Source organism: Streptomyces sp. NPDC002324 (assembly GCF_053593335.1).
This window is the reverse complement of record NZ_JBSFCF010000030.1, coordinates 81,200-106,372: the sequence shown is the minus strand read 5'-3', so window position 1 is coordinate 106,372 and position 25,173 is coordinate 81,200. Positions and strand designations below refer to the sequence as shown.

The following is a 25,173-nucleotide window of genomic DNA, read 5'->3' as shown; positions in this document are numbered from 1 at the left end:
CGGACCGGCCGCCCTCAGCCCACTCCACGCCGCCACGCCTACCGGTAGAAGTACAGCGGGCAGCGTGACTGCCCAATTCGGAAGCATCGCCATCGGCCGCGCCGCCTTTTACGGGACTTCGCGAAGCCCCGTGACCTGGCCGCACCAGGTCGGGGTACTACCCCGGAAAGCCGATCACTTCCAGGAGCGCCGGGCCGCTGCCCAGTTGGAGCATGCCTTGGTCGGTGCGGGGACGGCGGCGCAGTGCCAGATACTGGTCGGCATGGGCGGGGTGGGCAAGACCCAACTCGCCGCTCACTACGCCCGAACCGCCTGGGAAGGCGGCAACCTGGACGTCCTGATCTGGATCACCGCAAGCGCCCGCTCGCTCGTGGTGACCGGATATGCCCAGGCTGGTGTTGACCTGTGTCAGGGCGACCCCGACACCCCCGATCAGGCCGCACAAGCGTTTCTGGCCTGGCTGACCCCGAAGGCCGGGCAGACACCGTGCCGGTGGCTGGTCGTCCTGGACGACGTCGCTGACCCTAACGACCTGCGCGGCCTGTGGCCACCGTCCAGTCCCTATGGTCAGACCGTGATCACCACCCGTCGCCGCGACGCCGCACTGACCGGGGACGGCCGCCGCCGGATCGACGTCGGCCTGTTCACCGAGTCCGAAGCCGTCACCTACCTCACCCGATATCTGGCGGCCCACGGTCGAATCGAGCCCGACGACCAGCTCACCGCTCTGGCCTTCGAACTCGGCCGTCTGCCGCTGGCTCTTTCCCAGGCTGCCGCCTACCTCATCGACTCCGGCGAGGACGTGGCTGTGTACCGCGAACTACTCGCCGACCGCACCATCGCACTCGCCGACGCTGTCCCCGACAGCCTGCCAGACGACCAGACCATCTCCCTTGCCGCCGCCTGGTCTCTCTCTATCGACCGCGCCGACACCCTCCGCCCTGTCGGTCTGGCCCGCCCGATGCTCTACCTGACTGCTTTGCTTGACCCGAACGGTATCCCCCAGGCGGTCCTGACCAGCGATCCCGTCCTCGCCTACCTAGCGCGTACGAGACAAGTCACGGAGCGAGATTCTCTCGCGGCCCTGCGGGCCCTTCACCGTCTCAGCCTGATCGACCACAACCCGAACACCCCATACGAAGCGGTACGCGTCCACCAGCTCGTCCAGCGGGCCACCCGTGACGTTCTCACGCCTGCCCAGCGCGATCAGCTGGTCCAAACCGCTGCTGACGCCGTGCTCGCAGCATGGCCCGCTCCCGGAGAGGGTGTCGCCGCAGCCGCTAGCCTGCGCGCCAATTCCGACGCATTAGCTCAGCACGGTGAAGAAGCCCTCTACCGGACAACCATGCATCAGGTGCTGTTTCACACCGGCCAGAGCTTGGGCGAGACAGGACAGGTCAACGCAGCGGTCGAGTACTTCAGTCATCTGACAGACACTGCCCACCGCCGCCTGGGCAGTGATCACCTCGACAGTCTGGTCGCCCGGCGCCACCAAGCAATGTGGCGGGCCGAGGCTGGCGACATGGCCAGTGCGGTCGCCGAGCTTGAGCGGCTTCTGGCGAACATGCTGCCGGCTCTGGGGCCAGACCACCCAGAAACCCTCACCGCACGAAACAGCCTAGCCAAATGGCGCGGAGCTGCAGGGGATCCGGTCGGTGCGGTCGCCGAGCTTGAGCGGCTTCTGGCGAACATGCTGCCGGCTCTGGGGCCAGACCACCCAGAAACCCTCACCGCACGAAACAACCTCGCGTGGTGGCGGGCACATGCGGGAGATGAAGCTCGCGCGGTCACCGAGTTTGAGCAACTGCAGATCGATCAAGAGCGGGTGCTAGGCCGGAGCCACCCGGACACCCTCCTGTCCGCAGGCAACCTTGCCTGGTGTCGCAGAGAAGCCGGCGATGCGGCTGGCGCGCTCGCCGAGCTTGAGCCTCTGGTTGAGCGGACGCTACAAGCACTCGGGCCGGATCATCGCGTAACTCTCGCCACCACGCACACCCAGGCGATAACCCTAGCGGCTGTGGGTGACGCCGCCGGCGCTGTCAGTGCGCTGGAGCGTATTCTGGAACGGATGCGCGGGGCGTTGGACCCTAACCATCCTGACATCTTCTACGCCCGGTCCAACCTGGCCTCATATAGAGCACAAGCAGGAGATCTTGCCAGTTCCGTTAGCGACTTCGAGCTGCTGATAGAGCAAGCAACGAGTGCATTCCGCCCAAGCGACATCATCGCCCAATACACGCAGGCTGCCGCAGCAAACGCCGCAGTGGTCCTTACGGGTCTTCTGGACCGCATGCTGCGTGTGTTGGATCCCGACCACCACGACACCCTCCTCACCCGGCACAACCTCGCCCACTGGCGAGGAGAGGCGGGCGATGCAGCTGGCGCCGCAGAAGCATTCGACGAGCTGCTGGGCGGCATGCTGCGTGTGTTGGGCGCCGACCACCACGACACCCTCGCCACCCGGCACAACCTCGCCCACTGGCGAGGAGAGGCGGGCGATGCAGCTGGCGCCGCAGCAGCGCTCGCCGAGCTGCTCAACGAGCGCGAGCGCGTACTGGGGCCGCTCCACCCCGACACCCTCGCCACCCGGGACGACCTCGCCCACTGGCAAGGAAGGGCCGCCGACCCGGCCGTTCAGCTATCGACCGATTGAAGAACAAGATCCTGGTGTGTCATCACGCCAGGCTGTGTCATCGGGGCCGCCAGGTGCGGACTTCGAGGTGGATGATCTGGGCATCGGAGCGGATGCGGTCGGTCTCCACGAGCCACTGATGCACGGCGGCGGTGACGTCGCCGCCAGCGGCATCGACTCGGCGGGCGAAGTCGGCGGCGTCGAAGCCTCCGGTCTGGGCGGAGCCGTAGGAGCGTTCTTCGGTGTGGTCGGCGCGCTGGATGGCATCGCGGCGAATGCCGGGTGAGTCGGTGCGGCTGCCGGAGGGATGGGTGTAGGCGGTCCTGGCGAGGCGGACGGTGAAGGCCAGGCGCAGGCCTTGGCGGGTGGCTTCGGCGATCAGGGGGCGTAGGCGGGAGGAGCCGGAGGCGATGGCCTGGGCGCCGACGCGGCCGGTACCGGAGCCGGTGGGGGTGATCAGGACGGCCTTGCTGCGGACCCGGGCGGTGGCACCGGAGGCGGTGGTGCGGCGGGTGATGTGCCGGCTTGCGATGGAGGCGAGGTCGGGGAGGTCGGTGATGCCGCCGGTCTGGACGGCAGCCAGGACCTGGCGCAGGGCCGGGACGAAGGCAGCGCCTTTGTTCTTTGTGTAGAACTGGGAGACTAGAGAGGCATCTCGGTTGATGATGCGGGCGATGTCGCGCTTGGAGTAGCCGGCCGTCTGCAGTTGGTCGGCCAGCTGGGCGGCCTCGTTGAGCTCGCCTTGCCCAGCAGAACGGTTGCGGCGGGGGCGGGGTGGCATCAGGCCTCTCCTGCGCTGGGGGTGAGGGCGGCGCGTCCGGTGTCCCGCAGGGCAAGGAGTTCCGCCTCGGTGGTGGGAGCGGCCACGGGGCCGGTGAGGTGGCCCTTGAGGAGGTAGTCGCCGGGCTGATGGTGATGCGGCCAGGCCTGTGGCCGGGTGAGGTAGAGGGCGTCGGTGCGGAAGGCGACGACGCTGCCGGGCTCGGTGTGCAGCGCTCCGGCGTAGATGTTGTCGTCGCGGTGGCGCTGGGTGAGCAGGGCAGCGCGGGCGCCGGACCAGATCGCGGCGGCCCATTCGGGGTGGGCGTTGGGGTCCCGGCTGAAGCCGGTGGGCTTCTGCCAGGTGATCTGCTCGTCGTCGAAGCCGATGATTTCGGCGTCCGGCGGGATGTCGCGCTCCAGGGTGCGGGGGGTGGTTCCGGTGACCATGCGGGGGCGCTGGGCGAAGGAGCCGATGCCGTACAGGAGGATGGCGCGCACGGCGCGGGAGGCGAGGTGGGCGGCGCGGGCTTGCTGTGCGTCGCCTTGGAAGTGGGCCTGGGCGGAGAGGTTGGTCCAGGTTTCTTTGAGTTTCTTGGCCCAGTCGTCGAGGGGTTTGCCGTCCTCCCACAGGATCCCGTCGAGAATCTCGATCTTCCACGGGGTGATGGGGTTGGACAGGGTGGTGTGGATTTCGGGGCCGCCGGCCCAGGTGGTGAAGGTCGTACCTGGGGTTGCCGGGTAGTGCCAGGCGCGCTCGCCCGGCGCGGGGGCGGGCAGCAGGCCGACGTGAGTCCAGGTGTCAGGGACGGTCACGCGTACCTGCCAGTGCCCGCACCCGTACAGGGCCCGGGTCTGTTCCTTCTCGCTCCAGGAGGCGAAGGTGGCGGCCGTGATCCGGCGGGGGGTGCCGACCGGGGACTTCCAGGTGTGTTTGGCGTAGGCGAAGGTGCGGTCGTACTCGACGAGTTGGGGCAGTTGTTCGGGCACGCGGGGCGGGAGGATGAGTTCGTTGCGTCCCTGGCCGGCGGTGGCGTGGAGCAGGGCGCGCAGTTCCTCGGACAGGACGGGGAAGCCGTCGGCGTGCTGGCCGCGGGTGGGGATGGTGCGGGTCCACAGGTCGCGGCCGGTCTGGGAGGGGGAGCCCATGATGACGGCGTCGGTCCAGTGGCGGCGCAGGGCCTGCCACAGCAGTACGAACGCGTCCCGGATGGTGGCCGGGTCGTCGCCGCTGGTGTCGAACCACTCCCCCACCGAGCGGATTTCGACGTGGCTGTCGCCGTTGTCGCGCTGGTAGCGGCCGACGGGGTTGCGGGCGTGGACGAAGTGTCCGGCCATCCGGTCTTTGCCGCGGCCGGTGTCGGTGCGCCAGCCCGGGGTGGGGGCGTTCAGCCAGGCCGCGACCGCATCCCTCAGGTAGGGGTAGCGGTCGGCGTCGCGGTGCCAGGGGTCACCGGCGGTGATGTAGATGCGCTCCGTGCCTTCGGGAAGGGTCTGGAAGACGGCGGTCAGGATGGCGGCGACCGAGGTGTCGGCCAGGTCGAGGCGGTGGGTCTGGCTGCGGTGCACCAGCACGCCCGTGTCCGTGTCCAGGAAGACGGTGGAGCGGGCCTGCTGGGTGAAGTTCGGTGGTGTGGAGAGCAGGTTCGGGGTGTGCGTGAACCAGCTGTTGCCCGCTGCCCCGTCGGGGATCGACGGGAGGGCACGCGGCGCGTCGGGGGCTTGGGGCTTCCCGGAGGCAGAGTCCTCGGCAGGAGCGGCCGGCGGCGAGGCGGCGACGGGCTGCGCTGCTGTGACGGCGGCCGTCGCGGGCGCCACGGCTCCCGTCTGGGTGGCGGGGTGGGGCGGACTCTCGGTGCTGTCGTCGGCGGCGATGGCTGGGGCGTCCGGCTCGGGGCGGGGCGGGGTGGTCTCGGCTGTGGTGAGGCGGTCGGGGGCCAGGGCGGGGGCCAGGGTGACGATGTGGGTCAGGCTCAGTCCGGCCGCCGGGGCGATCCGTTCCGCCTTCGCCTTCTCGTACCCGGCCAGCTGTGTGATCTGCCGGTCCCGCTCGGCCTCCAGCTTCGCCAGGGCGGCCCGGGTCTTTTTGATCTCGTCCCGTACGGTGCGCAGTTCGGCGAGGGCTGCGGTGTAGCGCTGTGCGTCCATCAGGCTTCCTTGTCCGGACGGCGGGCGGCGGCGGGTGCGGGGACGTAGGCGATCGCCCCGCCCGAGTGGGAGACAAGCCGGCTGCCCAGCAGCAGATCAGCGAGCATCCGGTCGGCCTGCGAGGAGGCAGTCACGTGATGGACGGGCGTGGCCAGGTCGGTGACGTAGCCCGCCAGCCGCGCGTGAGGGAAGGCATAGCGGCCCTGGGCGTTCTTCTCCCAGACTTCCAGGCCGGTCAGCACGGCCACCACGTAGCCCGACAGGGTCACCGGCAGGACTCCGGCGGCCGCCACGCTCGGCGCATCGCAGCGCCACCAGCCGCGCAGCGCCTTGAGGAGGTCCTCGGAGGCGAGGGAGGCGGCGAAGCCGATCCAGTTCCGGTCCGGTTCCTGTACCTGCTTGGCCGCGTCGACCCGCAGGACGGCGATCTCTTGAGCATCCAGCCGGTCCAGCGGGGCGTGCCGGCGCTGACCGAGTGCCTGGACCACATGGAGCGGAACCATGACGCGCACGCCACGGCGGGACAGGCCCGGCAGCAGTCCGGCGTGCACGAGACGGCGGAAGGTGGTGATGGCGCAGCCGAGTTCCTGGGCTGCCTGCCCGGTCGTCAGCAGCATCCCACCCACTCCCTGCATGCAAACTCTGATATCTGATTCGGCATGAAGATTAGCGGAGTCCTGAGCGACCGTCAAAGACCGGCTGACCGGATACCGCCCATGAACCCCAGGCCTCCTCCCACCGTCGGCTCCATGACGGAGGCGGACGAGGCAGCCGGTCGGGTCATCACCGCGCAGATGGGAGCGAAGAATCACCCGGGGGTAAGCGAATGGGGACGAGGCGGCCGACCCGTCGGGCTGTTTCCGCGGCAGACTCGCCGGGGCATTCTGCCGGAGGGGGTCGATCCGGTGGCCGACGCTCTTCAAGCAGGACGGTCCGCTCCCCCAGCGGCTGGTACGCGGTCTTTACGCTGAACGTCGTTGCGCACACCATCTGTTACCAGGGGATGCGACTGGCACGCGCCAGCCGCCGACCGTGGCGATCCTGAACAGGGGGCACGGATGGGCGTCTTGTGGAAGCTGGAGCCGGCGACCGCGGCCAAGCACCGGTTGTACCAGCGGTACCTGGACGCCTGGTGGCCGATCCTGCTGCAGACCTCCCAGAGCACCGGCTACTCCCGGCCCCGGGTCACGCTCCTGGACGCGTTCGCCGGCCCGGGCCGCTACGAGGACGGCGAGCCGGGCTCGCCGGTGTTCATCCTGGACCGCCTGCTCGGTCATCACGCGGTCGACCGCATGCACCTCAGCCCCCGGCGGGTGCATTTGATATTCATCGAGAAGGACCGCGCGCGCCACGAGCACCTCGTGGCGGAACTCGTCTCCCGCTTCGGACCGCTCAAGGATCTGCCGGTACGGGTGGAGGTCCGGCGCGGTGAGGCGGGCCGCGACAGCCTCACGGTCCTCGATGAGCTCGGAGCCTGGGGCCACCCGATCCTGGGGATCTTCGACAGCTGGGGCAGCGTCAACGTGCCGCTGCACGTGATGTCCCGCATCGCCCGCAACCGCTCCAGCGAAGTCATCACCACCTTCGGACCCAACTGGTTCAGCCGCCGCGAGGAGCTCAACGCCGACATCCTCGACACGGTCTTCGGCGGCCGGGGCTTTTGGACCGCGGCCGCCGACGAGCTGGGTCCCGACGAGAAGTGGCGCGTGTGGCTGCGCACCTACCGGGACGCGCTGCGGCGGGCCGGCTTCGGCTACCAGCTGCAATTCGAACTCGTCCCCCGTACCGGGCAGCCCCTCTACCTCGTCTTCGGCACCGGCAGCACCGCGGGCCTGAAGGCGATGAAGGACGCCATGTGGAAGGTCGACGACCTCGACGGCGAGAGCTTCCGCGATCCCCGCACCCGAGGTGCCAAAGCGGACGGCCAGCTCGACCTGTTCCAGGCCGCGGGTCTGATCGACGACGAGCTGGCCGAGCTGGTCGCCCAGCGCCTGAGTGCCGGGGCCACCACTGTGGAGGCGATCGGCGAGTGGCTGCTGACGGAGACCGCCCGCTGGATGCCGAAGCACGCCTTGCAGGCGGCCCGGCAGATGCGGCAGGACGGCGTGATCGCCGTCCAGTCGCCGGGCAAGCTCACGACGAAGAGCCGGATCAGCCTGCAGGCACAGGTTCGGGCATAGGCATCTGGTCCCAGGTCCGGCCCTGAAGATGCCGGCCGGATGCCTTCGGGGTCCGACCGCCCCACTGCTTGAAGAAGAAGGCCACATCGGCCTGCAGGCAGGCGTCCCGGATCCCCGTGACCCACTCCTGCTCCATCGGGCGGAAGCGGGGGCCGGACTCGCCTCCGGCGATCACCCAGTGAATGCCCGTCAGGTCCAGCCCGTCCAAAGACCCGAGCAACGGCTCGCACGACAGGAACCGCACCGCGGCCGGAACCTGCCGCAGGTCATCCACACGCGGCAGTTCCTTCACGCTCTCCACGGACACCCCCATCCACAGGTTGGCCGGCCACTCAAGCCGGTCGGCGACCTGCCGCAGCCGGCGCGCCCGCTTCGTGAGCACCTGATACGTGTGCTGCGGGGTCTGCGCGATGACGTCGAAGACCTGCTCGACGTAGTCCAGCGGGACGCGGGCGTGGAAGAGATCCGACATCGAGTTCACAAACACCGTGCGCGGCGCCTTCCAGCCCAGCGGCACCCGCAGCGCGTCCGGGTGCACGGTCAGGCCGAAGCCAGGGCCGGAGGTGCGGGGATCGCCGTCGTTCTGGTACTTCCCCGACCCCATGGCCTTGAGCCGCTTCGCCAGCGTCAGCGCGTAGCAGTTGTCGCATCCGTCCGAGACCCGGTCACAGCCGGTCGTGGGATTCCACGTCGCCTCGGTCCACTCGATCGAACTGCGGTCACTCACCCGTCGGCTCCCCATCCCCTGCAGTCACGGCCGCCCCGCAAGCCTGGCCGTACAGCCCGTGGCGTGTCCAACGAGCCGTCAGGCCGCCAGACATCGGCATCCAACCATCCGCCGCCGCCAGCCGTCACAGCTTCCCCAAAATAGAACTTGTGTACCCTTTTTGTGGTGGTGCGCGCGGCATGAACCAGCCAATCGCTCCGGCGGCGCGACCCGTCTGCGGCGCAGCGGTTCTGCACGCAGGAGTCCCAGGTGCCTAAACCGCCCCCAGGGCATTTCTGTCTAGGGTTCTTCACATTGGTGCGCCCGTGGTGGCCTCCTGGTCGCATGTCCCAGCTAAACCCTCAGCGTTCACCTGCCGAGTAGGTTTTCCGCAAAACCAAGTTCACCCAGTCCGGGACGTTACAGGAGGCTCCGTTGAGCTTCGTCAACCATCATCATCAGCCGGACAACGGCATTCGCGCATTCGAGCTGATGAGGGACGTGTACCTCCAGGGTGCACCGGTGTGGCCGATCCCGGACTGGGTGAGGACTCGAGTAGCAGCCTATGAGTCATCCGACGCAAGGCGATGGAGCTCCAATTGGAGGAAGTTCTACGCCAAGACCATGAAGGAGGCACGGAACGAGCGAGCGAAGATCCTCTCTTCCGAGGCGACGCCTCCGCTTCACCTGGAACCTCTCAGCCCCCTTCTCTCGGATTCCATCCGCGAGCAGCTCACGCTCGACCTGCCGGAGTCCTGGGATCCGGTCGAGAAGGAGCAGGAGATCTACCGCAGCCTGGACTACATCCAGAACGGTGACCTCTCACTCCGCGAGAAGCAGGCCGTCCATCTGGGGTGCGCGATCCCTATCGGCCGCGAAGCGGCGGCCAAGGTCATGGGAATCACCCGTGATGGCGTCAAGACCCACATCAGTAACGCCTGGTCACAGATGCGCAGTGACGGCATCGACGACACGGCCGTGCGATGGCTCTTCACCGGCAAGGTGCCGAAGCAGACCACGCGTACGTAAGAGAACTCAGAGAACGAAGGGCAACCACATGGCAAGTACTTGCGAGACCGACGACCTCCAGGAGGATGCAGTGGCGCACAACACGCCCTCTGCCCCCGACACCTACATCAAGGCCTACGCCGCGTCCGTCGAAGAGGCGTGCCGTACAGGACGGCAGGACACCCGGAAGAGGACCCAGCTGCGGCTCGTCAAAGTGCCGGACGCCGCAATGCCGATCGGTGGTATCACACTGCTCCTCATCGTGACGATCGTGACGGTCACGCACTGGGGGATCTCTACGGCGGCCGGGCTGCCGATCGGCGCCCTTTCTGCGGCACTGTTCACCGCGGTGAACGACGTGCGGATCTCGGTGGTGCATGACAACCCGGAGTGGCGGCGCCGCCACCGCATTCTCGCTCGGATCGTCCCTCGCCACCCAGGCGACTGAAAAGAAAGCCGCCCAGCGCGTCCAGGATCCCTAGCCCGTAGATCGCGCTGAGCGGCTGCAGCGCTTTCCTCTGCCCGCTACTCAGTGCGCACAAGACGAAGGAAGAGCCGATGTCAACATCTTTCACCCATAGAGCACCTTGCGAGACAAGTGACCAATCATCTATACATTTCGGATGTTTCTGCCTGCTGCCCGGCCCGAGGATGACCGGGACTCTCGCATGTGTGCACGTACACCGCTGCCGACTTTCGATACCCGATTCCCGATGGGGTGAGCAGTCCTAAAGGAGGCTGCGGTCTCAGGCCTGATGGAGCCTGAGACCGCGGCTGTACGGCTTGGCTTGGACCGTGTTACGAGCGTCCAGCAATCCCCTACCGCACCGCCGGGATCAGCGCGCCACGACCCCGATGAAACACATTGTTGATCACCGGCCGCATCTGTTCGAAAGGAATGAGGGCTGCTGCGGGGAGGAATACCTTCTGTGTCAGCGGCGGACGGGGGGATGCCTGGCCGTCTGTCTTCGGGATCGGGGGGTGCGATGTCGGCTGAGGCGGTGCTGGCCGTGGCGGCGGCTGGAGGGATAGCCGTGGTGCAGGCAGCGGGAACGGACGCGTGGTCGGCGGTACGGCAGGCGGTTGCCCGGCTGCTGGGGCGAGGCAGCGCCGAGATTGAGGAGGCCGAGTTGAGGCGCTTGGACCAGATGCAGGCCGCGCTGCGGGAGGACGGCGATCCGGCTCGACTTCGGGAACGGTGGGAGGGCGTGTGGCAGACCCGTTTGGAGCTATTGCTCGAATCGGTTGACGCTGATGACCGTATCGCTGTCACGGATCAGCTCACTGACGTCACCCGCCTGGTACAGGCTCGGGGTGTCGCGGATGGTGGGGTGCGGGCCGCTGGGGGCGGTGTGGCTGCGGGCCAGGATGTTCAGGTGCGTGCCGACGGCGGCTCGGTGGCGGGCGCGGTGGTGCGGGTGGAGGGAGGTGTGCAGCTGGCAGGCCCTTTACCTCACACGCAGCCTCGCCAGGGCTGATCTATGTCCAGGGCGGCGGGATGCAGCCTTTGGTCGCCCAGCACGGCGCGGTGGCTGCAGGGCACCTGCAGGTCGGGCAGATGGTGGTCGCTCAGGCGTCGGCCCATGCGCAGGCGCTGACGCTGGCGGCTCCGATGGGCTACCGCCACCCCGCCCTGCCGTTGCGTGGTCGAGATGAACTTGTGGGCTACCTGCTCAATCAGTGCGTCCGCCGTGGCGACGGCCATCTTCACGTTCTGCATGGGCTGAGCGGCAGCGGTAAGACCGCGCTGGCTTTGGAGATCGTCCATGTACTGCAGCAGGTTCGGAGGTCAGGGCACCGTGTGTGGTGGCTCAATGGCCAGCGGGCCGCGTCGCTTGAGGATGGTCTGAGGGCGGTGGCGAGCCGGGTGGGTCTGGCGGGTGAGGTTCTTGAATCGGCAGGCGTCGTGGATGCTTTGTGGCATCGGCTCAGCCATGCTGAGTGGCCATGGCTGTTGGTGGTCGACGGAGTCGATGATCCGGGTCTGCTGGACGGTCCGGGGCTCTTGGCGGCCGGCACTGGCTGGATCAGGCCGCACTCGTGTTCGCGTGGTCTGGTTCTGGTGACGTCGCGTGACGGGACGACAGAGGGCTGGGGGTTCGGGGCTGCTTTGCATCCTGTTGTGCCCTTGAGGGACCGAGATGCGGCCTGTCTGCTCCTCGATCACGCGGGGCCGGACGCCGGAACCCCGGCGGCCGCGGAGCGCCTGGCCCGTCGATTAGGCGGGCTGCCTTTAGCTTTGCGTATGGCAGGGGTCTATTTAGCCGAGGTGAATGGGATGCCAGAAGCCTTTCGTGAGCCCGACATGCCTGCCGAGTTCGAGGCGTTCCGCCAGGCGCTGGACCGCCCCTTGGGCCAGGGCCTTAACCCGGCCCAGGTGATTGCGGACACCTGGCGCCTGGCGTTGGAACTGCTTCACCACAGGGGCTTTCGCTACGCAGGTGATCTGCTGGAGCTGCTGGCGGAATTCGCTGATGCCCCCATCCCTCATGCTCTGGTCCTACAGCCGTCGGTTCTCCAAAGGCAGCCTGGGTTCGAGGGGATTGACGGCGCAGGCTTGTGGCGCACGTTGCGTGCGCTGGCAGCGCTGAGCCTGATCGACTGGTGTGCAGTGGCTGACGACGGTGAGGACGTTGGCAGGGAGTCGTCGGGCTCTCCGGAGTGCGTGCGTGTGCATCCTTTGATCAGAGATGTCAGCCGCACCGGCCGCAACGTGTGTGTCGTGGCTGACCTGCTCAAGGCGGCATGCTCTGATGAGCAGGCTGGCAATCCGGAGGAGCCGGGTGCGTGGAGTGCTTGGTCTCTGCTGGCTCCCCATGTGCTCGGTCTGCTAGAACGCGACGACCTCTCCGTCTCCTGCCTGGCCTCCGCTGCCAGTACGGCGGAGAGGGCGGCTCGTTTTCTGCAGGCTCGTGGCCTGTCGCGTCAGGCGGGTCCGGTGTATGCGCGGGTGATGAGGATCCGGACGGACATGTTCGGCGCAGAGCATCCGGAAACCCTCAATGCACAGCACTATCTGGCGGGGGCCCTGCACGACATCGGGGAACTCGGCCAGGCAGAGACCTTGTACCGGGATGTATGGCAGGAGCATCGGCGCGCCCGGGGCGAGGAGTTCGTCCTTGCTCTGACCGCCCGGCACGAGTTGGGCCGGGTGCTGCATGACAGGAGACGTCTGGAGGAAGCGCAGCAGCATCTGTCGGCGGTCTTGGAGGTTCGTCGGCGGCTGGTGGGCGCTCGGCACAGGCACACTCTGTCGGCGCAGCACGAGCTTGCCCGTGTCTTGCACGATCTGGGGCGTCTACGGGAAGCCGGCGCAGCGTACGGATTTGTTCTCGAGGCGCGGCGTGTTCAGTTGGGAGAGGAGCATCCGCGTACCTTGACGACGCTCCATAATCTCGCCTGCCTTATGCATGAGGAGGGTGAACTTGCTGGTGCGCAGATGCAGTTCGAGAATGTCCATACTGTGCGGACGCGGATCCTGGGCAGTGCGCATCCGCAGACGCTGTGGACGGGGTATCGGTTGGGGTGTGTGCTACGGGACCGAGGGGAGACGGGGCAGGCCCGCGCTGTGCTGTCGCATGTCCATGGAGAGCTGTCGGCTGTCCTAGGGACGGGGCATACGCAGACGCTACGGGTGGCGAAGGCGCTCGAGGATCTTGATTCCTAGGACTGCGGGTGGCGTCACGAACGGACCTTGTTGACCCTGCTGGCGGCTGCGATCAGGGCAGTCAGCGTGTCCACGACGTTGACCGCGCCAGCCTGCATGAGCATACGTGCCTGAGTGCGCTGCGCAGCGATGCCGATGAACTGCACGCCGGCTGCACGGGCCGCCAGAGCATCGGCGAGGGACTCGCCAATGAGCACGGTCCGGGAGCGCTCGCTCCCCAGGTGGCTGGTGGCGCGCGCGACGGCGTGCGGGTGCGGTTTCATCAGCCGGGGGTCGTTGCGCCCGAAGACGTCCAAGCTGGGTGTCCTTGTGGGGTCGGTGTGCAGATGAGTGAGGAACGCCCGGACAGCTGCGCTCGCGTGATCGGTCACCACCGCCATGCGCCAGGGACCCTGGCTCAGAACGGCCAGCAGCTGGGCAGCACCGGGCAGTGGTTCAGCATGCCGGGCTGCCTCGGTCTCGTAGGACGTCAAGATGACGTCGAGCTCGCGGACCTTCTCGGGTGATCCTTCGTCAACGAACGAGCGCAGCATGGCGACAGGATCTGCGGATTCGTGTCCGCCGATATCGGTACGCAGTTGCAGGCTGTGAGCGGCCTGGGCCAGGTGGACCGAGACGGATCGCAGATTGTGGGCGAACAGCCGGCATAAGACTCCGTCGAAGCTGAACAGGACTACGTCGCTTTGCGCCAGGCAATGGCGCAGCCATGCCTGCGGAGGGTTCGACGGTGTCTCCAGCTGTTTGGCGAACTGCCCCAGGCTTTCCTTCACCCAGGGATACACAGCGTCGTACCAGGCTTTGAAGCTCGTGTAGTGGCGCTGACCATCGCGGGTTATCTCATAGGCGGCAGCCGTGTCTGGCCCCGGCAAGGGTGATTCACGACGTACGAACGGGCCCAGCTCCTCCTCGTGAACTGCCGGATTGTGTGTACCCGCTGGGGGGAACTTGCCTTCCATCAGATGCAGCTGGCTCAGCGTTTCCCATCCCTGGGGCGACAGTTGGGAACGGAAGAACCTGTCCAGGCGGTACGGCAGGGCCGCGATCGACTGGCGGATGTGGAGCTCTTCCCCGTTCATGCGTTGCCGGGCGCGGTGCTGTTCCCTGGCCGTGGCTCCGTAGTGGGCGGTAGCCGCGGCAATGGCTTGCTTGAGGTGCGCCGCACGCAAAGTCCGGATCTCCTGCTGGAGGATTCGCGTGATGATCCGCGGGGATCTGGCGTAGTGGGCAGCGACAGTCTTGACCGCTGCGTCGTCCTCGTTTGGCAGCGTCAAGCTGCCTGGTGCAAGGCAACTGTCGACGATGACGGTGAGCGGAGCCTGTGCCTGCTCGATGCGCTCTAATACTCCGGGCGTCTTGGCGATGTGCTTTTCCAGGACCTGTACAGACACTCCCAACTCGCTGGCCAACCGCCCGGAGAGTCCGTAGGTTCCTTCGGCGCACAGCCCTGTCGTCTCAAGTCGGCGGTAGCTGTATGGCGTCAGTTTGAGTGCCTGGCACAGATCGCTGGCCCGCAGGCCGCTGGCCCGGCGCAGTTCCGCAAACTGCCAGGAGGCCATTTCAGCCCGGTCCGCCAGTTCCAGCGGGCGGACACCCAAGGCGGTGGCGAGCTCACGAATGCGCGGTGGATCGGGAGTGCGATGCCCGTTCTCATACGCAAGGATCTGGGCTTTGCTCACTCCCACACGCTCCGCCAGTGCAGCTGCGCTCAACCCGTCGCCGCCCGCCTCAGACCGGGCCTGCCGGAGGTGGGCACCCGAGAACATGACCGCCATACCTCTCGCCATCACAGACCCCTCCCCGTCTCGCGCGGTACATTTTACGTGCGGATCCTCCAGGGAACAGGGGGTCAATTCAGGCTGCTCAAAAATCCGTGAGCTGCCTGGCTGTGCCGTCTAGGTGCGTCGCCTGCTCCCTGAAGGCCGTTGTGGACGACGAGAGTTGAAGTCCAACAACCGGTGACGACAAGGGCTGCCCAGTAGTGGGTGGCCCCGTGGAAGTCTGGGAAAGAGTCAACCACGGGGCCGATCGGCGACCTTGCTCCGTCACTCAGAGCCTCTCCGTGCCCTCGGAGAGGCTCTCCGGCTGTGAGCCGTGCTAACGGCGCTGGTCTCCGTCCCTCGGTTCAGGGTCGGAGCGCATCGCCATCCTCCTTCCCTGCGCGGCGGTTACGGGAAGGGCGGGTCAGCCTGTACCAAGATCTTCTGACCCCACCCCTTCAGCAACCGACGCCGAGGAGAACACCCAAGACACTATCGCGACGTTGCCCGTACGGGTTTACGAGGGGATCCCGCCCGGCGACAAGCGCACGGCACGCCCGGGGCCAGCACCTAGGCCCGATGCCGCGACCCAGGACTCAACACGCGTCGTACCGGCGGAAGACGAGGCAACAGCCAGCGGATTCGACGCCATGGGCGCAGATGGCGCACCCGGCGCGAAAGCAGCGCACGGGAGCGCGCACGACCGGGCGCGTGCTCCACTTGGTGATCGACCGCCCTGCGCCGACCGGGCCGACCGGGTGCGACTTTTGTGCCTTTCGTCCACTTCTGGCCATGGCGCTTCGCTACATGATCCACAGTGCGCCTGACGCCGTTCCGGAAGGCTGCCGTCCGGACTGCTGCCCTCCTCCCCCTCTACCACAGGGCCGCAGGACGGCAGGGCGCCGGGCTCGATACTCGTTCCGGACGGACAGCCTCGATCTCCTTCGCAAACGCGTCCTGCTCACACGGTGAGCTTCGGCCGTTCGGATCACAAGATCGTCGACAGAACCAAGATCGGCTCTGGCGCTGATCTTGTGACGCTGCCGGTGTCAGTGGTGGCTGTGATCGTGGCTCGCGTGTTCTTCGCGGAGTTTCGAGGTGTTGTTCCCTCATCTGGCCGGCGTTGTGGCGGAGTTGGTCGAGCGGGCTGTGGCCGGGGGGTCACGATGCATGCGCGGGCCCGCTCGGCGGGTGCGGAAGCCCGCACTGCGGTAGTACGTCGGGACGGGTGCACGGCCGGTACATATGACGGCTCGCGGATGTCGCGGTCGGTGGCGCCAGAGTGGTGATCGAGCTGCTGGTGCGTCGGTTCAAGTGCCCCAACCCCGCGTGCCGGGCGGTGACGTTCGCCGAGCAGATCGCGGGGCTGACAAGCCCGCATGCCGCTACACACCACTGGCGCGTGAGCAGTTGACCTCGATCGCCCTCGCCCTGGCCGGCCGCGCAGGAGCCCCCTGGCCGCGGTGCTGGGCCTGCGCGTCGCCAAGGACACCCTGTTACGACTAGCTACTTGCCCCTGAAGAAGTCCGGGCTTCCGCTGGGGTGACCTGCGCGGAGTGCTGGTGTGAGTTGTCCGAGACCGTCACAGTGGGGGGTGGGCCTTGGCGGGCGAGGGTGGTGGCGATGTTGCGTGTGTCCGGGCCACAGGACGCATGGTGGGAGGTGCTGCCGGAGCAAGCGCGGCAGTTGCCCGTCGAGCTGGCCGAGATCGACGTAGCGTTCCGGCAGGTCGCGCCAGGAGATCCCGGTCCGGATCTTGTAGACCATCCCGTTGACGACCTGCCGATCTTTCACGCGCGGCCGGCCTGTCGCAGCCCGCGGTATGAGCGGAGCGAGTAACTCCCACTCCTGATCGGTGAGCTCATGACGACGTATCACCCCACCATGATCCACTACCGATGATCTTTGAAGACGGACCCTAGTGCGGTCGGCTCGGCCGGTCCGGTGGCGTACTTCCCGGCGCGCACCACGGCGGTAGGGGTGGGCGGCAGATGCCGGGCGGTGCGCTCACGGGCCTGCTGGGCGACTCGGCGGTTACTTCCTTGGCCGCGGCGCGAGTGGTGTAGCGGTGCGCCGATGAGGACGTCTTCGCCCGGCACTGTCACGTTGGCTGACCGGTGGGATGATCTTCTGGTGATCAGCCTGGGAAGGGTCGTCGGTGGGGAGCGTGTCGCTGTCGCACAAGGGGCATCGGTACCCGGTCGAGGTCATCTCCTACTGTGTGTGGCTGTACTTCCGCTTCCCGCTGTCGTTCCGCGAGGTCGAGGAGCTGATGCTCGAGCGCGGTGTCGTCGTCTCCTACGAGACGGTGCGTCGCTGGTGCGTCAAGTTCGGGCAGCTACGCCAACGCGCTGCGCCGCCGGCAGCCCCGGCCCGGTGACAGGTGGCACCTGGACGAGGTCTTCATCAGGATCAACGGGCGGTTGCAGTACCTGTGGCGGGCCGTCGACCAGGACGGCAACGTCCTGGACATCCTGGTGCAGAACCGGCGGGACAAGGTCGCGGCCAGGCGCTTCTTCCGCCGCCTGATGAAGAAGACCGGCGCGGTGCCGCGGGTGATCGTCACCGACAAGCTCCGCTCCTATGACGCCGCCCACCGCGAGGTCATGCCCTGCGTTGAGCACCGCCCCCACAAGGGCCTGAACAACCGGGCCGAAAACAGCCACCAGCCCACCAGGCAGCGTGAACGGGCGATGAAGGGCTTCCGCTCCGCGGGCGGGGCGCAGCGGTTCCTGTCCGCGTTCAGCGGTATCTCGCCCTACTTCCGACCCCGCCGCCATCTGATGCCCGCCCACGACTACCGAGCCGAGATGACCGTCCGCTTCGCCATCTGGGAGCACATCACCGGCGTCGCCGGCCTCGCCACCGCGGCCTGAACACAGCCCGGAACCAGGCTCCACCACACCACGACGCGCCGTCAGGCAGTCACACAGCCAACAACGTGACAACGCCCCATCAGGTCCACCGGAATGAGTCAGGTCACCGCTGCCCCGGGCCCACTCAGATGCCGTCTGCCCTCGGTGACCATGATGACCGGCGGGCACGCGGTTGACACACTCTCAATTCCCCGAAAGCAGTATGGATAAAATCCACCCAGCTGAAGATCAACCCGACACTGTTACACCGCTACAGGGAACATGACACACGCACGCACAGAAGGGGCCCCGGCAATGCCGGGGCCCCTTCTCAAAGCTGGGCAGAACGTGGCCCTGCAACTCGCTTTTAATTGCGGGCCATCAGGCTACGCAACTCGCGCCGAGAGTGTTCAGTCGGGGCGGCGGCCGACTGTGACAGGAGTTATGAGGCGGCGATTCACGTGCCGGGATCTTCTGCCAGAATCGCGTCTCGAATTACTTCAAAACTGGACTCTGCTTCTGGGTCACGTTCCATCATGCGTTCCCAGAAGTCGCCTGCAAGCCATTCCTTCGGCCCGAGGCTCAAACCACCTCGTCGGTTGATCTCCACACTCCACTGGGAAGGGATCACGTTTGACACTTGATCGAAGTACTTCCCACTGTACAGACCAGCGAGTTCACCCGGCGAGTCCTCGATCCGCAGCGAGGAAGAACCGTCGCTACTTACGTGCAGTTCGAGCACGACGTACTCCCGGCCGGGCGTAAGGTGGTACCGTCCGTCGACGGGATTGGGCGGTGAATCCGGGGAACCCAAATATCGAACTCTCACCTTCTCGCCCCTCCACCCATCTTGATCTTGTAGTCGTAGTAGTAGATTTCTTCGGTGACTTCGTTCTTATAGAAATGAATGTCGATCGTTCCCTCACGGCCCGGAGTGTTGAGCCTCGGAGTACCGTACTTACCCCACTGCTCCGCACCGCCGTGCGTCGCGAAGTATTTCTCCAAGTGAGGATTCCCAATCTTTTCTCCGCCGATGATCTTTCGCGAACGCGCGATAGTGTCCGCAGTGAGCTGACCATCCTTGGTGAACATGGCGCTAATTGCCCCTGCATCAGCCTCGTACTCTAGCTGTTTCGCCAGCCGGACTCCATTGGCAGCATTAGCCGCGGCCCCGTGTCCGGCTCCGGACGCCAGGCCCTTGGCGGTGGCACCGGCAGCCACGCCAGATCCCACTACCGCGCTGCCCCCGGAGGCACCACCCGTCGCCATCTCGGCGATCTCTGCTGCGCACACAGGGGCCGCAGCCAGGCATCCCTCACCCATAGCAACTGCCACAGGAGCGACGGCTACAGCAGCAGCAACGCCCACCACGACGCCCAGTACGACCTTCTGCCAGGTAGCGAGCTTGGGCTTGTCTTGGAGGAGGTCCTTAGCAGCCTGGTTCGCCGGCACAGGGTAGCTACCCGCGATCAGGTTCCACTGGGGCTGGTCCTTCTTTTCTGGTTTCGGGTCGGGGCCCTTCTTGAACACGACTTGCGCCGCGCTAACGCCCCCGTCATTGCGGACAGTGACGGTCATCGTGCCGCTGCCGATACCACCGCCCGCCTTCTGGTACTCGAATTTCTTGGTGTAGGTCTGCGTGGAGTGGTAGACCCAGGTCCCGTTGGGACCCATGGTCATGTAGTCCCGGTATCGGCCGCCCTTGCCGTCGCTGCAACCGCGCTCGCAGTCCGTGATCGGTCGCAAGCCCGTGGGGTCGGACTTGGTGACGGGAGTGTTGTTGGCGTAGGCGTAGCCGTTGAGGGACTCGTGATCGTCAGGGGCCAAGATGGGGTCTACGGAGAGGAAGCGTCCGGTGGCCGGGTCGTACTCGCGGGCACCAACGTGTGTGAGTCCCGTGTCGGCGTCGGCCGCTTTGCCGAGGAAGCCCTTGTCGTCGGGCCACGTCGACGGAGCCGTACCTCGTGCCTCACCGAAGGGCTTGGTGTAGCGGCGGCTGATCGTCTGTGTGGTGGCGTCCACCGTCATCGAGGCGGTGCCGTGATGGTCGTCGACCATCCAGGACAGGCCGGATTCGGTACGGACAGCGGTGGCGTCGCCGGCCGGGTAGTAGCGCTGCGCGGCGAACTTCTTCGCGGCGGTGTCGTAGTGGAGTTCCTGACCGGCCAGGTAGAGAACGGCCTTGTCTGTGCTGCGGCGGATGAGAAGTTCGCCGTTGGCGTCGTAGAGGTAGTCGGTGGTCTTGGTGCCTTCGGTGAGGCGGGTGAGTTCCCCTTCGATGTCCCAGATGAGGCTCTGTGTGGTGCCGGTGGGCCCGTAGCGTTTGGTGGTGTTGCCCTGCTCGTCGTAGTTGTACTCCTTGGCGGTGCCGCCGTTGACGGTGACGGAGGTCATCGTGTGGGGCTGGCCGGTGCCGGAGGCGTTGACGGCGGGGTAGCCGTATGCGGTTTTGGTGTCACCGGTGGTCTTGTGCTCGGTCTGGGTGTCGCGCAGGCCGCCGGGCTTGTAGGTCCAGCTGGTCCAGTACGGGGCCGGGCCGCCGAGGGCACTTGCCGATCGGGGGGTGGCGCAGTCGTTGGAGGATGGGGTCCAGGCTTCGGTCAGGCGGCGGTATCCGTCGTAGGCGAAGCACTGGGTGTCTTTGCCGGCTGCCTTGTCGGTTATCGACTTGACGTTGCCGGTGGTGTCGTAGGTGTAGTCGACGTCGCTGGTGTAGCCGGCGTTGGTCTGGTCGAGGGTGTGGGTGTTGGCCAGCCGCCGGGTGCCGTCTTCGTAGCGGTTGAGGATCTGGAGTTGCTTGGCGCCGGTGGAGGTGCCCAGGCGGGTCTCCTCGGTCTCGCCGTATGGGGAGTAGCCGATGTTCTGGACGTAGTCGGTCATGCCGTCGGTGCCGGTGAGCATGCCGAGGCCGTTGTAGCTGTTGGTGACGGTCTCGGCGGGCAGGCCTGCCACGGCGGGCATCGAGGTGGACTGTACGGTGCCGTCGATGTTGTAGGTGGTGGTGGTGGTGAAGGACTGCGGAGCGCCGTCGGTGACCAGGGCGTCGGCTGCGGCGATGACGGTCTTGGTGCCCTTGGAGCGGCCTAGTGCGTCGTATCCGGTGGCGACCTGTGAGTAGATCTTGCCGGTGGTGCCGCCGACGTAGCGGATGGAGGCGGTCGGCTGTCCCTTGGCCAGGGTGTCGTAGGTGAACTTGGTGAGCTGGTGGGCGTTGTCCTTCACGCCGTCCCAGGTGCCGGTCTTGCGGCCGAGGACGTCGTAGTCGGTGATCAGGGTGCGAGTGGCGCCGTCGAGGGTCGTGGTGGTCGTGAGTGGTTGGTCGGCGTCGTTGTAGGTGGTGGTGACGGTGCCCTTGTCAGGGTCGGCGGTGGTGGTCTTGCGGCCGCGTAGGTCGTATCCGTACGTCCAGACAGCTCCGTCTGGGCCGGTCAGCTTCTTGAGCTGGCCGCCGGCGGTGTACTCGTACAGGGTGCGGGTGTAGTCGGTGCCGGTTGGAGTGGGGCCGTCATATTCACGGCGCTCGGTGATCCGTCCGCGGGCGTCGGCGATCGTCAGGGTGCCGGTGCCGCCTGCGGCGGCTGTGACGGCAGTGCGGTCGCCTTGTTCGTCGGTCTTGGTACGCCATTTCTCCTGGTCGTAGACCCGGAAGACTGACTCGGTGGCGCGGCCGGCGGCGTCGAAGACCGTTTCGGTGGAGGCGGGGACGGAGCCGGGGTAGGTGTTGGCCAGGGTGCCCGAGGGTGCGTTGCTGTCGTGGACCTGGCTGTTTGACATGTAAGCCAGGCCGCGATCGTCGTACAGGGTCTCGGCGATCACACGGCCGCCGTTCGGCGCGGGGACCTGCTTCTGGCGGGACCGCAGAAGGCCGTCGAAGATCTCGTAGGAGCTGTTGTAGGTCTTGCCGTCGGTCTTGAGGGCGTCGGTGCGGACCCAGGTCTCCTTGTCGTTGTTGATGCTGTAGGCGTAGACGATGCTGGCGGCGTCGTCGAGAGAGCGGGAGCGGTCCGGCTTCCAGACCGACCGCAGGCGGCCCAGCGCGTCAAAGGACCATTCGGTGACGTTGCCGTTGGCGTCGGTGGTTTTGGTGGCCGTGCCCCAGGCCGGGTCCACCTCCGTGGTGGAGGTGAAGAGTTTGGGGTCGGTGGACGTCTTCGACGTCAGCGGGCCGTAGCCGGTGTCGTCGGGGACATAGGTGGTTTTGACCGTGGCGTTGAGGGCGTTGGTCACGGTGGTGGGGCGGCCCAGTTTGTCGTAGGTGGCGCTGGAGACCTGCTGGTAGACGGGTTTCTTGTCGAGCGCGCTGTAGCTGGCGACCCGGTAGGAGGCGGTCGTTTCGCCCTTGGTGGGAGCCGCGCCGACCGCCTGACCGTCGTAGGCCGTTGTGATGTCGGAGATGACGTCGTCAGGGATCGAGGGGGTTTCGGCGCACGGGACGCTGTAGGTCTCGGTGCGCGAGACCGCGTTCACCAGCCAGGCCGTGGTGTTGCGGGCGTAGCTGGTGCGCACGCACGATTCGTCGCCCGTCTTGGCGGCGTCGCCGCTGTCCTCCACGGTGATCGGCATGCCGTACGTGGTGTCGTATGTGGTCTTCTGCGTGCCCGTGCGGGTGCCGGTGGAGGTCTTGGTGCGGGTGCTGGTCTCGTCGGCCTGGACGATCCATGCCTCGGTGGTGCCCCAGGTGTAGGTGTGGCTGCCGGTCTTGTGGGACCAGGGGGTGTTGATGGTGCCGCTGAGTTCCTCGGTGCCGTTGTAGATGATGGTCTCGCGGACGAAGCCGGCGTACTGGCGGGAGTCGTTGATGGCGGTGCCGGTGGAGTCGGTGACTTTCTCCACCCGGGCGGTGCCGTCGAGTTCCTTCTCGCCGTTCAGGCCGCGCATGTAGAGAGTGGACTTCTTGCTGCGCGGGCCCTCGGAGTCGCCGGAGGTCTCGACGACCTTTCCGTAGCCGCGCCACTGCGACCAGGTGCGGTTGGACTGCTTGGTCAGGCCCTCGTCGTCGGAGTAGGCCCAGCCGGCGCCGCCCTGGTAGTCGTAGTAGGTCTCGCCTGTGTCGCCGTGGCCGTAGGGGTCGTCCTGGAAGACGGAGGTGACCAGGTACTTGTGGAACCAGTCGGTGACCGGGGTTGCGCCGGATTGGGACCACTTGACGGGGAAGCAGCGGCGGGTGTTCTTGTCGATGTCCGCCGGCATGCTCGAGCCATGGATGCAGTCGGGGTCGGAGTAGTTGACGGTGAGGGTCGAGCCGGTCTCGGACTTGATGGTGCGCACCCGCCACTTGATGTAGCGCAGGGTGTCCGGGCCGCTGCCTTCGACGTGGTTGGACATTTGGATGCCGCCGAAGACGACCGGTGGCATGGCGGCCGTGGTGCTGTTGCCCTTGCCGGTGTTCTGGATGGACTTCAGCCACAGGCTCGCCGAGGAGGCGTCACCGGTGTCGGGGAAGTCCTGTTCCAGGTGCCAGGTGTCCACGTCCCGCCTGGTGGTGCTGGTGCCGGTCCACACCGAGGTGGTGATGTCGGTGAGGCGCTTGCGGGTGAAGAAGGCCGGGCCGATCTGCGTGGTGCACTTGGTCGACGCCGCGCAGATCATGTCGTAGGGCACGTCGGGCCAGTTGGCCTTGGTGTCCTCGGTCAGGCTGGAGCAGGAGGTGAGGCAGCGCTCGGCGTAGGCGAAGCGGACCTGCTGGGCGGCGGGCTTGGAGTAGATCAGATTGTCGCGCAGGCCGTAGTCGATGCGGTTGAGGTAGCCGCCCCGGGTGTATGGGGTGCCGTTGACGGTGGTGGCGGCGTTTTTGGCGTAGTGGTTCGTCTCCCGGCTGTACCAGTAGGTGGAGGCGTTGTTGTGGGGGTCGACGACGTAGTCCAGGTTCCAGCGCCAGGCCTGGTTGCAGAAGGAGTCGGCGAAGCCGGTGGACTTGTAGCAGGGTTCGCTGGAGTCGTCGCCGAAGACCGGCACGGTCCACACGGAGTTGGTGACCGGGTCGTCGTCGGTGGTGTCGGTGGTGCCCTTGTCGCTCCAGTCGGGCATCCGGTGCTTGCCGAAGAAGTACTGGATGCCGGAGGCGTCCGTGACCTTCCAGTACTCGGTGTTGTTGTCGCCGTTGCCGGTGGCTCCGGTCAGGTGTTCGACGCGGGTGCCGTCCTCGTTCTTTGTCTTCCACGAGCCGCCCGAGGCCTCGGACAGGGCTGCGGTGTCGCAGGCTGTTTTGTCGGTGCAGGTGTTGACGAGTTCGACGGCTTTGCCGTTGAGGACCAGGGTGGCGTTGGCGTACTTCCAGCACAGGTCGCCCTTGCCGGACTGGCCGTCGTCCTTGCAGGAGCTGTACTTGCGCTCGATGTAGGACTCGGTGATCGAGAAGCCTTCGCCGACCACCGAGGTCTGGTTGTTCTCACCTGCCGTGCGGCCGTCCACCGAAGCGGAGTTGTAGGAGATGGACAGGTTCGGGGCAGGCCCGGCTGTGGCCGGGGGTACCCGCAGGGGATAGTTCCAGGTGAAGTCGCCTGTGCTGCCTCCTGCTTCCCAGGTCGCGGTCGGGGACAGCGAGGTGGCGCTGTAGTCGCTTCCGCCGCCCGAACTGTCGGCCGCCGCCGCCAGGAGCATCGGGGTGCCGGCCGCGAGAGTGCGGGCGGAGACGGTGCCCGTCAGGGTCTGGGACTGCCCGTCATTGTCCGCTCCTGTCACCGGGCGCTGGGTGCGGCAGGACTTCTTCTCCGGGGTGGTGAGCGCACACGCCGGAAGCGTTACCAGGCTCAGGCGGGGGCCGAAGTTGCCGCCGTAGACGTCGTTGAAGGTGGAGTAGTCCAGGGAGAGGCGGAGCTTGTCGGTGTCACCGGCGGATTTCCCGGATGCTGCTCCTGCCGGGTCGACGGTGAGCAGGACTCCGTTGACGCCTGCCTTCTTCGCGGCCGACCGGGAGTGGAGACGCAGCGTCACCTTCTCGGCCGGGCCGGTCGCCTTCTTCTTGGTCTTGGTTTTGGCTTTCGCCGTCTTGGCTGCTGAGGTGCCGGGTACCTGTGACAGTTCCATTCCGAGCCCGCCGACGGTGACAGCGGCTTCGCGGGTTGCCGGGACCTCTGCGGAGGCCTTCCCGGCCTTCGGCCAGGCGGCTTCCCTCAGCCGCTGGCGGGTCTCGCGGGACGCCGATGCGGCCTTGTCCTTGGGAGCCTTGGACGTGCCGGGCTTGAGCACCCCCACCTTGTCGGTCTTCGCCTTGGGCCGGTTCTCCAGCTTCTTGCGAGCAGCTTGGGGCTGGGCCTGGGCGGCGAAGTCGTAGCCCAAGGGGATGGCGACCTGTGGCAGGAGGGTGAGGGAGGCGACGAGAGCGCCGCGGCCAAGCCAGCGGCGCACGACCGCCCCTGGCAACCGTTTACGGAAGGGTCTTGTAGACACGGTGTTTTCCCCGGTTCTTGGAATCGAAATGGGTCGGGTGGCGCTCGGGCAGGCGGCTCCCGGTGACGCCTG

Annotated in this window: 13 protein-coding genes and 2 pseudogenes; 7 read left to right on the top strand and 8 right to left on the bottom strand. The window is 66.7% G+C overall.

Going from position 1 to position 25,173, the window contains the following annotated elements; genetic code table 11:
• The first annotated feature begins 64 nt into the window (after positions 1–64).
• Entirely contained in the window at positions 65–2,653 is a 2,589-nt protein-coding gene (gene fxsT / locus ACWCRJ_RS31685; protein WP_450942514.1) for an FxSxx-COOH system tetratricopeptide repeat protein, read from the top strand.
• Between the two features lie 37 nt (positions 2,654–2,690).
• Here the strand turns inward: fxsT and ACWCRJ_RS31680 are convergent, their stop codons facing one another.
• The 3 genes from ACWCRJ_RS31680 to ACWCRJ_RS31670 are packed head-to-tail and all read right to left on the bottom strand — an operon-like array spanning position 2,691 to position 6,156.
• A complete protein-coding gene (locus ACWCRJ_RS31680) occupies positions 2,691–3,413 on the bottom strand; it encodes a helix-turn-helix domain containing protein (protein WP_450942513.1) in 723 nt (240 codons plus the stop codon).
• On the bottom strand, positions 3,413–5,539 hold the full coding sequence (locus tag ACWCRJ_RS31675) for a hypothetical protein (RefSeq protein WP_450942512.1): 2,127 nt from the start codon (positions 5,537–5,539) through the stop codon (positions 3,413–3,415). The genes ACWCRJ_RS31680 and ACWCRJ_RS31675 overlap by 1 nt, the downstream gene beginning before the upstream one ends.
• The gene (locus ACWCRJ_RS31670) at positions 5,539–6,156 is read right to left on the bottom strand and encodes a helix-turn-helix domain-containing protein (RefSeq protein ID WP_383649229.1); all 618 of its coding nucleotides are present in this window, start codon (positions 6,154–6,156) and stop codon (positions 5,539–5,541) included. The genes ACWCRJ_RS31675 and ACWCRJ_RS31670 overlap by 1 nt, the downstream gene beginning before the upstream one ends.
• 441 nt (positions 6,157–6,597) lie before the next feature.
• Between ACWCRJ_RS31670 and ACWCRJ_RS31665 the strand changes: the two genes are divergently transcribed.
• A complete protein-coding gene (locus ACWCRJ_RS31665; protein WP_383649227.1) occupies positions 6,598–7,719 on the top strand; it encodes a three-Cys-motif partner protein TcmP in 1,122 nt (373 codons plus the stop codon).
• Here ACWCRJ_RS31665 and ACWCRJ_RS31660 read toward each other — a convergent pair.
• Complete coding sequence (locus ACWCRJ_RS31660) at positions 7,691–8,446, bottom strand: DUF5131 family protein (RefSeq protein ID WP_450942511.1); 756 nt, start codon at positions 8,444–8,446, stop codon at positions 7,691–7,693. The genes ACWCRJ_RS31665 and ACWCRJ_RS31660 overlap by 29 nt on opposite strands.
• A gap of 414 nt (positions 8,447–8,860) precedes the next feature.
• Here ACWCRJ_RS31660 and ACWCRJ_RS31655 point away from each other — a divergent pair, with 414 nt between their 5' ends.
• The 4 genes from ACWCRJ_RS31655 (at position 8,861) to ACWCRJ_RS31640 (ending at position 13,100) form a co-directional block, all read left to right on the top strand.
• Positions 8,861–9,454 (top strand): hypothetical protein, encoded by a 594-nt coding sequence (locus ACWCRJ_RS31655; protein WP_398596297.1) that lies wholly within the window; start codon positions 8,861–8,863, stop codon positions 9,452–9,454.
• Between the two features lie 28 nt (positions 9,455–9,482).
• Positions 9,483–9,881, top strand: a complete 399-nt coding sequence (locus ACWCRJ_RS31650) for a hypothetical protein (protein ID WP_450942510.1) — start codon at positions 9,483–9,485, stop codon at positions 9,879–9,881.
• Between the two features lie 538 nt (positions 9,882–10,419).
• Positions 10,420–10,911, top strand: coding sequence for a hypothetical protein (locus ACWCRJ_RS31645; RefSeq protein ID WP_450942509.1), 492 nt, complete (start codon positions 10,420–10,422; stop codon positions 10,909–10,911).
• A gap of 20 nt (positions 10,912–10,931) precedes the next feature.
• Positions 10,932–13,100, top strand: a complete 2,169-nt coding sequence (locus ACWCRJ_RS31640; RefSeq protein WP_450942508.1) for a tetratricopeptide repeat protein — start codon at positions 10,932–10,934, stop codon at positions 13,098–13,100.
• Positions 13,101–13,114: 14 nt separating this feature from the next.
• On the opposite strand, the gene ACWCRJ_RS31635 is transcribed toward ACWCRJ_RS31640, so the two are convergent.
• Both ACWCRJ_RS31635 and ACWCRJ_RS31630 read right to left on the bottom strand, forming a co-directional pair.
• Entirely contained in the window at positions 13,115–14,863 is a 1,749-nt protein-coding gene (locus ACWCRJ_RS31635; protein ID WP_450942536.1) for a helix-turn-helix domain-containing protein, read from the bottom strand.
• A 1,764-nt stretch (positions 14,864–16,627) separates the two neighbouring features.
• Positions 16,628–16,735, bottom strand: a pseudogene (locus ACWCRJ_RS31630) (IS5-like element ISRhru5 family transposase); the annotation flags it as partial.
• Positions 16,736–17,015: 280 nt separating this feature from the next.
• Between ACWCRJ_RS31630 and ACWCRJ_RS31625 the strand changes: the two are divergent.
• A pseudogene (locus ACWCRJ_RS31625) lies at positions 17,016–17,733 on the top strand (IS6 family transposase).
• 436 nt (positions 17,734–18,169) lie between these two features.
• Here the strand turns inward: ACWCRJ_RS31625 and ACWCRJ_RS31620 are convergent.
• Together ACWCRJ_RS31620 and ACWCRJ_RS31615 are read right to left on the bottom strand one after the other, a co-directional pair.
• Positions 18,170–18,454: a hypothetical protein gene (locus ACWCRJ_RS31620; RefSeq protein ID WP_450942507.1), complete on the bottom strand. Its 285-nt coding sequence runs from the start codon at positions 18,452–18,454 to the stop codon at positions 18,170–18,172.
• Between the two features lie 83 nt (positions 18,455–18,537).
• The gene (locus tag ACWCRJ_RS31615) at positions 18,538–25,059 is read right to left on the bottom strand and encodes an RHS repeat domain-containing protein (RefSeq protein WP_450942506.1); all 6,522 of its coding nucleotides are present in this window, start codon (positions 25,057–25,059) and stop codon (positions 18,538–18,540) included.
• Positions 25,060–25,173 lie beyond the last annotated feature (114 nt).